Origin of the sequence: Pedobacter sp. BAL39 (genome assembly GCF_000170795.1) — a bacterium.
Classification (GTDB): Bacteria; Bacteroidota; Bacteroidia; order Sphingobacteriales; family Sphingobacteriaceae; genus Pedobacter.
Window position 1 is genome coordinate 56,950 of record NZ_ABCM01000011.1, and the last position, 14,438, is coordinate 71,387.

At 45.7% G+C, this 14,438-nt stretch carries 14 protein-coding genes; 5 read left to right on the forward strand and 9 right to left on the reverse strand.

What is annotated here, in order from left to right:
* Positions 1-206: 206 nt before the first annotated feature.
* Entirely contained in the window at positions 207-2,741 is a 2,535-nt protein-coding gene (locus PBAL39_RS14790; RefSeq protein ID WP_008242898.1) for an ATP-dependent Clp protease ATP-binding subunit, read from the forward strand.
* Positions 2,742-2,813: 72 nt separating this feature from the next.
* On the opposite strand, the gene PBAL39_RS14795 is transcribed toward PBAL39_RS14790, so the two are convergent.
* The 4 genes from PBAL39_RS14795 to PBAL39_RS14810 form a co-directional block, all read right to left on the reverse strand.
* On the reverse strand, positions 2,814-3,686 hold the full coding sequence (locus PBAL39_RS14795; RefSeq protein WP_008242899.1) for an ROK family protein: 873 nt from the start codon (positions 3,684-3,686) through the stop codon (positions 2,814-2,816).
* A gap of 258 nt (positions 3,687-3,944) precedes the next feature.
* Complete coding sequence (locus PBAL39_RS14800) at positions 3,945-4,178, reverse strand: DUF1456 family protein (RefSeq protein ID WP_008242901.1); 234 nt, start codon at positions 4,176-4,178, stop codon at positions 3,945-3,947.
* Positions 4,179-4,224: 46 nt separating this feature from the next.
* On the reverse strand, positions 4,225-5,532 hold the full coding sequence (locus PBAL39_RS14805; protein ID WP_008242905.1) for a DEAD/DEAH box helicase: 1,308 nt from the start codon (positions 5,530-5,532) through the stop codon (positions 4,225-4,227).
* 25 nt (positions 5,533-5,557) lie between these two features.
* Positions 5,558-5,776, reverse strand: coding sequence for a hypothetical protein (locus tag PBAL39_RS14810; RefSeq protein WP_157274042.1), 219 nt, complete (start codon positions 5,774-5,776; stop codon positions 5,558-5,560).
* Positions 5,777-6,022: 246 nt separating this feature from the next.
* Between PBAL39_RS14810 and PBAL39_RS14815 the strand changes: the two genes are divergently transcribed.
* Complete coding sequence (locus PBAL39_RS14815; protein WP_008242909.1) at positions 6,023-6,496, forward strand: ribonuclease H-like YkuK family protein; 474 nt, start codon at positions 6,023-6,025, stop codon at positions 6,494-6,496.
* Here PBAL39_RS14815 and PBAL39_RS14820 read toward each other — a convergent pair whose 3' ends face one another.
* The 3 genes from PBAL39_RS14820 to PBAL39_RS14830 all read right to left on the reverse strand — a co-directional run bounded on the left by PBAL39_RS14820 (position 6,497) and on the right by PBAL39_RS14830 (position 9,610).
* Positions 6,497-7,084 (reverse strand): hypothetical protein, encoded by a 588-nt coding sequence (locus tag PBAL39_RS14820; protein WP_008242910.1) that lies wholly within the window; start codon positions 7,082-7,084, stop codon positions 6,497-6,499.
* Between the two features lie 68 nt (positions 7,085-7,152).
* Entirely contained in the window at positions 7,153-8,181 is a 1,029-nt protein-coding gene (locus tag PBAL39_RS14825) for an outer membrane beta-barrel protein (protein WP_008242913.1), read from the reverse strand.
* Positions 8,182-8,233: 52 nt separating this feature from the next.
* Positions 8,234-9,610 carry an ammonium transporter gene (locus tag PBAL39_RS14830; protein WP_008242915.1) on the reverse strand — a complete coding sequence of 459 codons (1,377 nt, stop codon included), beginning with the start codon at positions 9,608-9,610 and terminating at the stop codon, positions 8,234-8,236.
* Between the two features lie 330 nt (positions 9,611-9,940).
* On the opposite strand from PBAL39_RS14830, the gene PBAL39_RS14835 reads away from it, so the two are divergent.
* The gene (locus tag PBAL39_RS14835) at positions 9,941-10,414 is read left to right on the forward strand and encodes an SRPBCC family protein (RefSeq protein ID WP_039866718.1); all 474 of its coding nucleotides are present in this window, start codon (positions 9,941-9,943) and stop codon (positions 10,412-10,414) included.
* Position 10,415: 1 nt separating this feature from the next.
* On the opposite strand, the gene PBAL39_RS14840 is transcribed toward PBAL39_RS14835, so the two are convergent.
* Both PBAL39_RS14840 and PBAL39_RS14845 read right to left on the reverse strand, forming a co-directional pair.
* A complete protein-coding gene (locus PBAL39_RS14840; RefSeq protein WP_008242917.1) occupies positions 10,416-11,372 on the reverse strand; it encodes a TIGR01212 family radical SAM protein in 957 nt (318 codons plus the stop codon).
* Between the two features lie 39 nt (positions 11,373-11,411).
* Complete coding sequence (locus tag PBAL39_RS14845) at positions 11,412-11,963, reverse strand: hypothetical protein (RefSeq protein ID WP_008242918.1); 552 nt, start codon at positions 11,961-11,963, stop codon at positions 11,412-11,414.
* Positions 11,964-12,067: 104 nt separating this feature from the next.
* Here PBAL39_RS14845 and PBAL39_RS14850 point away from each other — a divergent pair, with 104 nt between their 5' ends.
* On the forward strand, positions 12,068-12,727 hold the full coding sequence (locus tag PBAL39_RS14850) for a hypothetical protein (RefSeq protein WP_008242919.1): 660 nt from the start codon (positions 12,068-12,070) through the stop codon (positions 12,725-12,727).
* Positions 12,728-12,806: 79 nt separating this feature from the next.
* Positions 12,807-14,357 (forward strand): YdiU family protein, encoded by a 1,551-nt coding sequence (locus tag PBAL39_RS14855; protein WP_008242920.1) that lies wholly within the window; start codon positions 12,807-12,809, stop codon positions 14,355-14,357.
* Positions 14,358-14,438 lie beyond the last annotated feature (81 nt).

The window sequence follows — 14,438 nt, forward strand, 5'->3', positions numbered from 1 at the left end:
AGTAGTCATCTAATCTGACATTTTTGCTACTAAATTTACAATTACTACCAATTTAGTCAGACATTGGTAAGATTTCTGAAATATAGTCAGTTACAACAGGTACTTAAAACTCAATGGCGTAATTGTTGATAAAATAAAAGAATTGCGGGTACTTATTATAAAACAAATTTTATAGTTTAGAGCATTCCCGAATTAGAAAGGTATATATGGAAGCTAAATTTTCTCCACAAGTAAAAGACGTGATATCTTTTAGCAGGGAAGAAGCCCTGAGACTAGGTCACGATTACATAGGCGCAGAACATCTTTTGTTAGGCCTAATCCGCGAAGGCGACGGTATGGCCATCAAGATATTAAAATCATTGGGGGTTGATACATCAAAGCTTCGTCGTTCGATAGAGGATTCCGTTAGGGGAACTTCCAGCGTGACGGTGAATTTGGGAAACATCCCTTTAACCAAACAGGCTGAGAAGGTACTGAAGATCACTTATCTGGAAGCTAAAATCTTCAAAAGTGATTTGATTGGCACGGAGCACCTGCTTTTGTCGATCCTGCGTGACGATGACAACATCGCTTCTCAGATCTTACTGCAATACAGCATCAATTACGAGATTTTCAAACAGGAAGTTGAAGTGAACAAAAACGGGTTCAGAGATGAAACCCAGAACAGTGCTTCGACCGGTGATGATGACTATCGTGAAGAAGAAAGCTTCAGCAGTCCTAAAAAGGTTTCTGACATCAAGTCCAAAACTCCGGTGCTGGACAATTTTGGAAGGGACCTGACCAAGGCCGCTGAGGAGGGTCGTTTAGATCCGATTGTTGGGCGTGAGAAAGAGATTGAGCGTGTATCACAGATTTTGTCCAGACGTAAAAAGAACAACCCGATTTTAATCGGTGAACCCGGTGTGGGTAAGTCTGCCATTGCTGAGGGCCTTGCGCTACGCATTGTACAGCGTAAAGTATCCAGGGTGCTGTTCAACAAACGTGTGGTGACGCTGGACCTGGCTTCATTGGTTGCGGGCACAAAATACCGCGGTCAGTTTGAAGAAAGAATGAAAGCGGTAATGAATGAACTGGAGAAATCTACGGATGTGATCCTTTTCATTGATGAGATCCATACCATCGTAGGTGCTGGTGGTGCCTCAGGCTCACTGGATGCATCGAACATGTTCAAACCGGCTTTGGCCAGGGGAGAAATTCAATGCATCGGTGCAACTACGCTTGACGAGTACCGTCAGTATATTGAAAAAGATGGTGCTTTAGACCGTCGTTTCCAGAAAGTAATGATTGAGCCGGCAACACCGGATGAGACGGTGGAGATCCTCAACCGCATCAAAGAAAAATACGAAGATCACCATGGGGTAACGTATACGGATGAAGCCATCAATGCATGTGTGGCTTTGACGTCAAGATACATTACCGACAGGTTCCTTCCGGATAAAGCCATTGATGCATTGGATGAGGCTGGATCAAGGGTTCACCTGACCAATATTCATGTCCCTGAGAACATCATTGAGATTGAAAGTAAGATTGAAGAGATCAAACTGGAGAAAAACAAGGTGGTGAAAAGTCAGAAGTACGAAGAGGCCGCCAAACTGAGGGATACTGAAAAGAATCTTTTAGAGGAGCTTGATCGTGCGAAATCTGCCTGGGAAGCGGAAACCAAAACAAAACGTTATACCGTAACGGAAGATAATGTTGCAGAGGTGGTTTCCATGATGACCGGTATTCCATTGCAACGTGTTGGACAGACCGATAGTGCAAAACTATTGAACATGTACGATACGGTAGCTACGAAAATCATTGGTCAGGATGATGCCATTAAAAAGTTGACAAAAGCCATTCAGCGTACCAGGGCGGGATTGAAAGATCCGAAAAAGCCAATTGGTTCATTCATTTTCCTTGGCCCTACCGGTGTTGGTAAAACGGAGCTGGCAAAAGAGCTTGCACGTTTTATGTTCGACAGTGATGATTCACTGATCCAGATTGACATGAGTGAGTATATGGAGAAATTTGCAGTATCACGTTTAGTGGGTGCGCCTCCGGGATATGTGGGTTATGAAGAAGGTGGTCAGCTGACAGAGAAAGTAAGACGTAAGCCTTACGCGGTCATCCTGCTGGATGAGATTGAAAAAGCACACCCTGATGTCTTCAACATCCTTTTACAGGTGTTGGACGAAGGCCAGCTGACAGATAGCTTAGGTCGTAAAGTGGATTTCAGAAACACCATCATCATCATGACTTCAAACATCGGTGCACGCCAACTGAAAGACTTCGGTCAGGGCGTAGGTTTCTCTACCACAGCAAAAACCAATCAGGTCGACGCGCACTCCAGAGGTGTGATTGAAAACGCTTTGAAACGTGCTTTTGCTCCTGAGTTCCTGAACCGTGTGGATGATGTGGTGGTCTTCAACACCCTTGGTAAAGACGAGATCTTTAAAATCATTGATATTGAACTGAAATCATTGTTCGGACGTGTACATAACCTTGGTTATGAGATCAAGCTGACCGAGAAGGCAAAAGACTTCATTGCAGACAAGGGGTTCGACAGCAACTTCGGTGCGAGACCACTGAAACGTGCCATTCAGAAGTACCTCGAAGATCCTATTGCAGAGGAGATCCTTAAAGGAGAAATCCATGATGGCGACACCCTGGAGATTGACTACAATAAAGAAACCGATGAAATTACGGTAGAGAATAAAAGTCCTGGTAAAAAGAAGAAGAAAGAAGAAGGCAACGTGTAACACCAGGCCTTACTAAAAAAGCCCCGTTCAATTGAACGGGGCTTTTTTATGGATTATATTTTGGTGTTTCAGTTACTTTCCAACCCATGAGCAGGCTGCACCGACAAGTGCTGCATCTTCCCACATCTCAGATTGTCTGATGACCACTGATTTATCTGCAATCTTTTCTGTTAAAGCATCAATAAAGTGCTCCCATGACCTTGCAATGTTACCACCGATGACCACTACCTGGGGCTTTTCCTGTGCAATCAGGTCGTTGAGAAAAATGCTGAGGTTCTCGGAGAACTCCGCGAAGATCTCTTTTTTGATGGCTACATCCGCAGTCGCAATCAGCTCTTCTACGTTTTTAACCTCCTTACCTGTCAGCTCTTTATATCTTTTAGAGAACCACCTGGTGGAGATGTACTCTTCAGCAGCACTGTCTTTAAAAGGACGGAAGGCCCAATCCATATCGACAGTAACACCAGAACCATTACTGGTGGAACCTAATCCTGTTCCCAATGTGATGCCGATGGCGCGTTCTGCATCTGCAGCTGCACCTGAAGCCAGCTCCCCGCGAAGGAAAGCTTCTGCATCATTGATGAAAATGATGTCTTCGTTTGCGATGCCCAGTTCAGCAGAGAGAATGTCTCTTACATTAATACCATACAATGAATCGTACTTCTGCTGGCCCTTCATCAGCGAGACTCCATTTTCGTAATCAAATGGGCCAGGCATTGCAATTCCAATCTTTACATTCTCATCATCAGTTTTGATGATGAGTGAAGAAAGAACATCTATCCAGGATTTCATAATCACATCTACGGAATCCATAGATGCTACCCGCTCGCGTTTCATGGTACTGTCAATAACTTTATAGGTGTTGCAGTCGACATGGGCGGCAGTAATATGTGAGCCACCAATATCTACTCCGATAAAGGGCAGTTTTGAAGATTTTGCATTCATTGTATTTGGTTGTATTAGTAAATCTGAGCAAATTAATTAATTACTATCGTTATTACTAGTGATGATAAATAGTTTTAGCAATATTTTTACACTATATAAATCATTTTCACAATCCATCTTGCTCAGGGGTATCAGGAAAGACGATTTTTCAGTTATAAAAAAAATAAAAAACGGAATATGATTATATTCCGTACTGCAATGATACTTCTTTTTACAGGTTGAGCAGGTGATTGCGGTCACACTTAACTTTGATCACAATTAGCTTTCCTTCGGTGGTCTGGACCCGCGTTTGTAAATGACAAGCCCATTCAGGAAATTACGCAGGATCTGGTCGCCGCATGGTTTAAAGTTAGGGTGGTCATCACTTCTGAAGAACGAGCCAAGCTCGCTTTTGGTGATCTTGAAGTTCACCAGTTCCATGATCTTGATGATGTCGTCATTGGTCAGCGCAAGCGCCACACGCAATTTTTTAAAGATATCGTTATTACTCATAATTGTGATTGGTCATTGTTGTGCTCATGCATGTCATCCCAAAGGATTACATGGCAATTTCGATTTTCACCTTTTTATTCTTTATTTTCTCATTATAGAGGCTATTGAGCAGATGAGCTACGAGATTGCGTTTTACCGCCACATAGGAAGCCTGGTCTTTCACCTCTATCAGTCCAACATCCTCTTTCTGCAAACCTCCTTTTTTGAGGAGCAGGCCAACGATATCAATCTTATTCACTTTATCTTTCTTTCCGGCAGCGATGTACAGCGTTTGCCATGGACTGTCTTTTGGCAGCTTAAACTGCCCTTTCAGCGGCTCTGTTTCAATATCGCCCTTCAGGAAGGGATATTGCTCATCGTCTGCAATAATCAGGTAGGCGGTCCCTTTTGCATTCATGCGGGCGGTGCGCCCATTTCTATGAAGGAAAGCATCTTCAGTATATGGCAACTGGTAGTGGATGATACATTCCACCTCCGGAATGTCCAGTCCCCTGGAAGCCAGGTCGGTCGTAATGAGGATGCGGATGCTGCCGTTGCGAAACTTCAACAGCGCGCGCTCCCGTTCATCCTGTTCCATGCCACCATGAAAGATGTCGTGACCAAGCCGTTGATCGATCAGGAGGTCGCTAATGCGATCTACCGTCTCCCTGTGGTTGCAAAAGATCAGCGTAGCCCGCTCCCCTATCTTGCAGATGAGCTGAAACAGCGTATCCAGCTTATCAGCAGCCGTTGTGGTCACTTTCTTGAGCTTTAGGTCAGGAGCTGCCTTCTGATCTTTCAGAAAATCAATTTGAATGGGGTTGCTTACACCAGTAAAGTCAGGGATCAGTTCCATGGCCGTGGCCGAGGTCAGCATGCGTTGTTTCAGACTAAGCAGGCGGCGGATGATGTAAGACATATCCTCCTGGAAGCCAAACTCCAGTGCCTTATCAAATTCATCCAGCACGAGAGTGGTAATGGTAGACTCGTCAAAGTTTTCGTGACGCAGGTGGTAGGCAATTCTCCCTGGCGTACCGATAAGTACGGCAGGAGGCTGTTCAAAGTTATTGCGTTCCGTTCTTACAGGGTGCCCACCATAACAGCAGTTCACCTTAAACCCTGTACCCATCTGACGGAATACCTGTTCAATTTGCAGTGCCAGCTCCCGGGAAGGGACCAGCACCAGCGCCTGCACCCCTTTTCTGGCAGCATCCAGGTTTTTGAGAACCGGCAGTAAAAATCCAAGTGTCTTGCCGGAACCTGTTGGTGCCAGCAAGACCACATCACCGCCCTTCTCTGCAGCATCAAGAGACGCGCGTTGCATGTCGTTCAGTTTGGTGATCGCTAATTTCTCCAGTATCTTTTCTACCATCATGGCACAAAGATAATGGAATTGAACGCTAAAACTTCAAATACTTCTTGCGCAGGTGTCTCATGGAGCTATTTAACCGGGCGTCGAGGCTCATCAGCATCTGTCCGCGACGGGAGATCCAGGTATACATCTTATGGTTTGCATTTTTAATGGGGGTATATACCTGCTCATCTAAGACCTCATGATAGTGGTTGGTAGCCCTGCTTTGTTGCAACATACAAAACTCGTTGATTAGTTCATTATTCATATCCGATATGGTTAGGTTAACGATGTTCGTTAGTTAAGGAACGTTGTTCCTTTGTTCAGTAGTATAACAATACCACTCCCAAAGGGTTTGGACAAATAAAAACAGCGAGAGGGGAAGCGGCTTTAATATGTTGAAAATTAGACAATTGTTAACAATAAAACAAGAGATAATTAATGCGATTTTAATTTATTAAAGGTATTTTTAGGAAACCTGTATACGGGTTGTTCATCAAAACACAATTAACGTATGACCTGGAAAAAATTTAGCGGCGAAGTGATCCACTCGTCCATTTTAGAAGAAGTAGAGCAAGCCATCATCAGGGAAACCGAAAAGGGGTTCCATCTCAAGGTCTGTATCGGGACAGATTCTCAGGTGAAGGGTTCATTTACAGATTTCGCTACTGTCATTGTGCTCCTGAGGGAGCACCACGGAGGATTCATGTACATCCATCAGGAAAAGAGCCTGCAGAAGATGAGCATTAAAGAAAGAATGCTGGTTGAGGTGCAGAAATCCATTGAGACGGCTTATTCCGTCTGCGATCTCCTGGACCTTTATGACGTAGACCTGGAGGTACATGCCGACATCAATACCAATCCGATGTTTAAGTCGAACAAGGCATTGAATGAGGCGATGGGCTACATCCTGAGCATGGGCTTTATCTTCAAAGCTAAACCGGAAGCCTTTGCCAGTTCTACCTGTGCAGATAAGATGGTACACTAGTTACCATTTTTTATCCTGCGTAGAGATGACCGGAGCCTCTTTTTTCTGAGGAGCAGCCGGGCTGACGGCCGACATCTGCTGTTTAAACTGCCGGGCAAATTCGGCAGCAGACTTTTCTGTGGCGCTGACATAGGATTCCCACTCCGCAGCATTCAGCTTTCCCGGTTCAGTTTCCAGGGGTGTGCCAATGGTTGTGGAAGGCACAAAGTTCCCATACCTGTCGCGCTGATAAGGAATAAAAACAAAATCTGTCAGCCAAAAACGGTATTTACCTTCCCGCAGCCCGAGATACATATTGTAGGTCACCTCTCCCGAGGGGCGCGCCAGCATAAATGCCGTCTTGCGGATCACAAATTTCCCCTGCACGGTACGCAGACTATCACCCGTCGCAGCAACAACCTTCAGGTCTTTAGCAACATCAAAATAAGCCTTGGCCCTCGCAGCGAGCACCGATGCTGCGGTATCCTTTTTATCTACCACCTCATAATACATCAGCTTACCACGTTCATCACGGGAGAGCTTGATGCCCTGTGCAAGTACCGCAGTACCAAAACTCAATAACAGACCTAACAGCGCAAGACTTTTCATAAAAAACGGATTAAAAAAGAGGGCATCCGTAATGGGATGCCCTCCAAATATAGAAATGAAATTGAGACTTAAAAAGCGTAAACCAGTGCCAACGAGAATTGCGATGCATTTTTCGAGGCGTCAATCAGGTTTTTCTTCAGGAAGCCACCCGCATCACCATTGTCAAACCTGACCTCCGGGATGAAGGTAAGGCCACCTGACTTCAGGTTTCCCGACAGTGTAATTGCGGTTACGTCAGCATCAGCAGCACCGTCAGTACCCTTAGCATTGAAATATTCACCCCTGATGCCCAAGGAGATGGCAGGAGTAAAAGCATTCTGAAGGTAAAGGGCGGCACCAGAGTAACCACCACCGTCATTATCTACCGAGTAGTCCGCTGCATTCAGACCGATCTTAATGCTTTCTGTAGCCTGATAAGAAGTCGTCAGATCCAGGATCGTACCAGTTCCTACCGCTCCATCAGATTTCCCGGAGAGAACATTCAGGTAAGCAGACCACCCTTCTACAGGAGATACCGCCAGCTGCGCGCCAATATGAGAAACCCCATTCATGTCCTGATACACATTCCAGTCGTTAAACAAACCCACCATCAGACTGATCTTATCAGTGAAGGCATAAGTTCCTTTGATCCCTGCATTCTGGAAAGGTCCCGCAGAGAACAGGTACGACGTAGAATAGTTAAAGTTTCCTGTTGGAGGAATCACCTCATAACCTACAAACGTTCCCATAAATCCGGCCGTCATGCTAAACTTATCTGTAAAAGCGTAAGAAGCATATAAATTCTGGATGTTGAAGTCAGAGCCTGTGTTGTCATCACCAGAAACGAGCGAGCGGTACTGTCCACGTGGTCCAAAGGACAGCTCCCCCACAAACGAAGCTTTGCCGGTAGTTTTCTTCAGGGCCAGGTCGATCATCCCAAGGGAAACCGAGTTATGGTCGTTGGCGAAGCTGGTTTTGATGTTGTTAGGCACTTTATTAAAATCATACTTATAATAGGTATCGACAGATCCGGAGATCTCTAAAGGAGTTGCCTCCTGAGCATATGACAATGATGCAAATGACAATGATACTGCGGTAAATACTAATTTTAATTTCATAGTTTGTTTTGGTTTGAGGTTGAGAATTCAGATGGTTATTTTGAATTAGGCGTTAATGCTCGTTGTCTACTTCGGCACCCGTTGAAGCAACAATAAGGGTTCCCTGGAAGTATTTTTCGTTGTGCTGAGAAGCATCAAGACCTGCTTCTTCCTCTTCAGAGGTTACACGGATTGGCTGGATCAGGTTGATCAGTTTGAAGATTACGAATGACATCACAAAGCTGAAGATGACCACAATCACTACCCCTTTTAACTGGGTGAAGAAGAATTCAGGGTTTCCGTAGAACAGACCGTCAACACCAGCGCTGTTTACTGTTTTGGTAGCAAAAACACCAGTAAGCAACATACCAACGATACCACCCACACCATGGCAAGGGAATACGTCCAGTGTATCATCAAGACTGGTTTTAGATTTCCATACTACAGCAAGGTTAGAGATTACCGCAGCAATCACACCGATGAAGATACTGGAAGGAATGCTCACGAATCCGGCGCCAGGAGTGATGGCCACAAGACCTACAACCGCACCGATACAGAAACCAAGTACCGAAGGTTTTTTACCTCTGGCAACATCAAAGAACATCCATGACAAACCAGCGGCACCCGCAGCAATATTAGTAGTAGCAAAAGCAGATACTGCAAGACTGTTGGCACCAAGCGCAGAACCCGCGTTGAAACCGAACCAGCCGAACCATAATAAGCCGGTACCGATCAGCACGTAAGGGATGTTCGCAGGAGGTACTTCCTGGTGTTCCTGGTGACTTCTTCTTCTTTTCAACACCAGCGCACCAGCAAGGGCCGCCATACCAGCAGAAATATGCACAACAGTACCACCGGCAAAGTCAAGCACGCCCATTTTGAAGAGGATACCATCGGGATGCCATGTCCAGTGTGCCAATGGAGAGTATACAAACAGGGCGAACAATACGATGAAGAGGATGTAAGAGGTGAAACGGATACGTTCAGCAACGGCACCTACTACCAGTCCTGGCGTGATGATCGCGAACATCAGCTGGAAAAGGGCGAATAACGTCAACGGAATGGTTGGCGCCAGGCTCCATGATGGTCCGGAGTTCACTCCCTGGAAAAACAGGAAAGTAGTGGGATTTCCGATCAGCCCGTTGATGGACTCACCGAAAGCCAGACTAAAGCTGACAGTTACCCATAGCACACTGATGATCCCTGCAGCAACCACACTCTTAATCATGGTAGATAAAACGTTTTTACGATGAACCATACCGCCATAGAAAAAGGCAAGACCTGGAGTCATCAGAAACACGAGAGCCGTAGCAACTAGTATAAATGCAACGTCTGGACCACTATATTTTCCTTCATCAAAGTTAGGAAGCAGCGGTACAAAAAGAGCCAAAAGTGCAATTACTGATAAAATTGCAAATGGACCCACCTGTTTAAATAAAATTTTAGCCATAATTATTAGATTTTACTTGTTTATTATTAAATACTGTTGGTTAATTTTTATAAAACTAGTAAATAAATCGATTTTTATGAAATTAACACAAACAAAATCACTCAAAAGTTGTATAAATCACAACAAAAAGCATGAATGTAGCGTATAAACCAAAACAAATAAGGCTATCATTCTAATAAACCATCAAAAAAGTGCTTAAAAAATTGTGATTTTATAAAATTGTGTAAAATATGAGCGGTAAAAACTGACAAAAATGTAAAAATGGTTTTTCCGGTAAAAAAACATCTGCAAAAACAATTTTGGATTTCAGAATGTATCTTTATCAGAGCTATGAAATCATACCATCTATTTTTCAGCCAGCGGCTGCCCATCCCATTGCCTGAGGCATGGGATTTCTTTTCCTCACCGATGAACCTGGCCAGGATCACCCCAAAGGAAATGGCCTTCCAGGTGACTTCAGACCCGAAACACATCGAAAAGATGTATCCCGGGATGATCATCACCTATAAGGTATCCCCAATGCTTGGGATCAAGCTAAACTGGATGACGGAGATCACACAGGTTGCACACGAAAAGTATTTTATTGACGAGCAGCGTTTCGGTCCCTATCAGTTCTGGCACCACCAGCATCACTTCAGGGAGATTCCGGGCGGTGTAGAGATGAACGACATCTTAACCTACGGCATGCCAATGGGCATATTGGGCAGAATGGCAAACCATCTGTTTGTAGCAGAAAAACTACAGCACATTTTTGAATACAGGAAGAAAAAGATTATTCAGCTTTTTGGCGATTACGCTACCTAAGCTATCCCGCCACAGGAACGTAAGCTGAGCCCTGCACAACACCGCGGCGCTCAATTTCCTTATCTATATAAGTCTGAATGGCCGATTTGTTAAGACCCCAGTTCGGCGCAATCAGCAGGTCCCAGTCGGAGATGCCGAAAAGGCGCTGAATGACAATGTCTGGCCTCAGCAGAGGGATCAGCTTACACAGCAGGTCGGTATATTCTTCGAGCGAAAACAATTTAAAAGGTTCCTTTTTATACTTCACCCCCATGATGGAGCCTTCCACAATATGAAGGTGGTGGAATTTTACAAACTTGATCTGGGGAAAGCGGTTAATTTCATGGATATATCCAAGCATCATCTCCTCAGTTTCCCATGGGAAGCCAAAAATGGTATGCACACAAAGGTCGAGTTTGGAGTTCTCCAGCAGCTTTACAGCTTCAACGAATTCACCATGACTACAGCCCCTGTTGATCTTTTCGAGTGTTTCGTCATAGATAGACTCCATGCCCATCTCCAGATCCACATCGTAGCGGTCGGCATAACTCTCCAGTAGCGCTACCTTCTCGGCATCAATGCAATCCGGTCGTGTTCCGACAGAAAACCCAACCACATCCTGCGGATTAATGGAAAGGGCCTCATCGTACATCATCTTTAAATAATGCGTTGGCGCATAAGTATTGGTGTTGGGCTGAAAATAAACGATGAACTTATCTGCTTTATAAAAGCCTTTACCACGCTCCATGCCCTGTTCCAACTGCTCGCGGATGGTAGGGAGCTTTCTTGATAACTCGGGCGTAAAAGAATCGACATTACAATAAGTGCATCCACCGTATCCTTTACTACCATCACGATTTGGGCAGGTAAAACCACCGTCCACAATCACCTTGAACACACGCTGCCCGTTATATTTCTCTTTCAGGTGTGTACCGTAATTCCTATATCCCTTTATCCCTAAATCTAGTAATGTTCCCAATGCTGCTTTTATTTGATGTACAAAAGTACGCTTTTAAATTTATTTATCTTTATCCACACGCATTCCCTCCAGCTCAGCCATGTATCTGGAAAAAGCCTGCAGGTACGTTGCCCCCTGCTGAGCGGGCGCTTCCAGAAAATGCTTGAAGTCCTCCAGGTCATTCACTGTAAAGCCCATGCGCACAAAAAGCTCCTGATCGACTTTCCAGTCCTCCAAACGCACCTTTTTCTGTCCTATTTTACGGTATAGCGACAATCCGTAGGCAAAATCCTTATACTCGGCGGTTTTTCTGAAATTATTAAAGAAGTCCACAATTGTCCGGTAGGTAGCCGGTTTTCCGGCCCTCACTTCCTGCAGCATGATCACCCCAAGCATCGGACCTTTCAGAAAGGCGCTATCCACACTATCAAAGTTGCCACAGTGTTTCAGGATCTCAATATCCCGTTTTAAGGCGAGGTCTTTTTCGTCGGATTTATGTTTCACAAAGTAAGGCTGCTGATCCAGCAACACCTTACAATCTACATCAGACTGACTAACCCCCCTCAATCCGGCAAATAACAATAACAGAAGCACCACTAATCTCACATTCATTCGCTTTAACATACAATTGATGAACTGCAAAGATACAGCCGCAGATTTTCATTGGCTTAACTTTTGCGTGATTTTCATTTTATTAATGAAACTGATTTATACGAATGTCTATACTCTCCCGCATTTTCTATTTCTTTGGTCACCACGGCTTCCTGGCCTTTCTGCTTTTAATGGTGATTGGAATCCTGATCTTCATCAAACGACAAAACATCTTATATGTAGTACTCGCTTTTCTGATGGGAATGGCCAATGTATTTACTGGGCAGTTTGTAAACTCCCTATTCCTGAATGCTTTCGGCGTACGGAGCACGGCTGTGATCACAGATGCCGAAGAGACCAGCTCACAGCTGAACGACCAGAACATCTGGGAGTATCAATATATTGTCAAAGGCCTTGACGGCGAATACACAAAAGGCAGCTTTTCCACCACCACGGCAAGCCTGTACCCCATTGAGAATGAAATCCACATTCCTGCTCCCGGTAAGCCGTTTCCGGTAAAATTTATCCGCGGTTATGAGCGGAACATCGTGGTGCTCAGTGACGAATCTGTGGATGGCATGCAGCTCAAAGAAAACGAGCTCCTCAAACCCGTGCAAAAGGCAAAGATCCAATATGAGACCGACCCCAATTACCAGCCCTTTGTAGAGGAATACAGGCAAGCCCTAACCAAATACCTGAAGCTCAGTCAGCAACCCAATCTTGACCGTTACAGGAAAGAGCTCCAAAAGCTGGATCATACAGAAGCCACATCCACAACTCTGTAAGCGCAGTTCCACATTTCAACAATAATTACCCAGATCAGCGTGAATCTTCGGATATTGCCGGGGTTAAAACTTCCCTAACATGAAAAACCTGAGCGCAAACGTATTTATCAATGAATTCACCGCACACTTCGATGGCGACCACAGCGACAATGCCGCGCGCCGACAGACTCCGGGGATGTTTTATTGTACCGTTCAGCCGACTCCGGTGAGCCAGCCCTCTTTAATTACATGGAACACCCCCCTGGCAGAAGAGCTGGGGATCAGCGATCCCGATGATCAGGACCTGCAGGTCCTTGGCGGAAATGTCACGACACCATCCATGTTGCCCTATGCAGCCTGTTATGCAGGTCATCAGTTTGGCAATTGGGCGGGTCAGCTTGGCGATGGCAGGGCCATCACGCTTGGAGAATGGCCAATGTCTTCCGGCAGCTCCTGGGAGCTCCAGCTAAAGGGCGCGGGACCAACACCCTATTCCAGAAGGGCTGATGGACGGGCCGTCCTGAGGTCTTCCGTAAGGGAATACCTGATGAGTGAAGCTATGTTTTACCTTGGCGTACCTACCACCAGAGCACTCAGCCTCGTCGCCACCGGCGACGCAGTGATGCGGGACCCTTTTTATGATGGCCGCACCGCCTATGAGCCAGGCGCCGTTGTCATGCGTGCTGCCCCTTCCTTCCTGCGATTTGGAAATTTCGAGATGCTGGCCGCAAGAAAAGAATATGAACAGTTACGTCAGCTGGCCGACTGGACCATATCGCGCTACTACCCGGAGGTCACTACCGGATACCTCGACTGGTTCAGGGCGGTGGTCGACAAAACCACCACGATGATCGTAGAATGGCTTAGGGTAGGTTTCGTACACGGTGTGATGAACACCGACAACATGTCGATCCTTGGGCTCACCATCGATTATGGCCCATTTTCTTTCCTGGATGCCTACGATCGCGACTTCAGCCCGAATACCACCGATCATCCCGGAAGACGTTATGCATTTGGCAAGCAACACCACATTGCCTATTGGAACCTGGGCTGTCTGGCCAATGCCGTTGCGCCACTATTTAACGATACTGCCCCCCTGGTGGAAGCATTGGAAGGATTTGGAGACTTATTCTATGAGCGTTTTTATGCAATGAAGGCCGGAAAAATGGGACTGGACCTGGTCGGCGCCGAAGAGATTGAGCTGGTTGAGCAATTCGAAGCAGTGCTGTTTGCATTGCAACCAGACATGACCATATTTTACCAGCTGCTCATCACCCTGCCGGAATCGAACCTGAATGCGGAATCCACAACAGCACATTTCAAGGAAGCGTTTTACCACGACCTGGGTGAAAGCGAGAAACAGCAACTTCAGGAATGTATCCGCAGTTATCAGGACCGTAAAAATAAAAATACCATCAGCCCTGAGGAGTCAATAGCCAATATGAAAGCAAACAACCCTCGTTTCATCCTTCGCAACTATATGTTATACGAGGCCATACAGGACCTGGAAAAAGGCGATAACACCCGGTTCAGGAAACTGGAACACGCTTTACAAACTCCTTACGCAGACACGCATGATGAGTTTTTCCGCCGCCGTCCGCAATGGGCAGACGAACAGCCGGGCAGCGCAACACTATCCTGCAGCTCTTAGCCTGCCTTAGTTCTTAGCTGGATCAGTTCTGGAATTCACAACCTCATCATTTCTGGGATTCTCGATCTGATGACTTCTGGA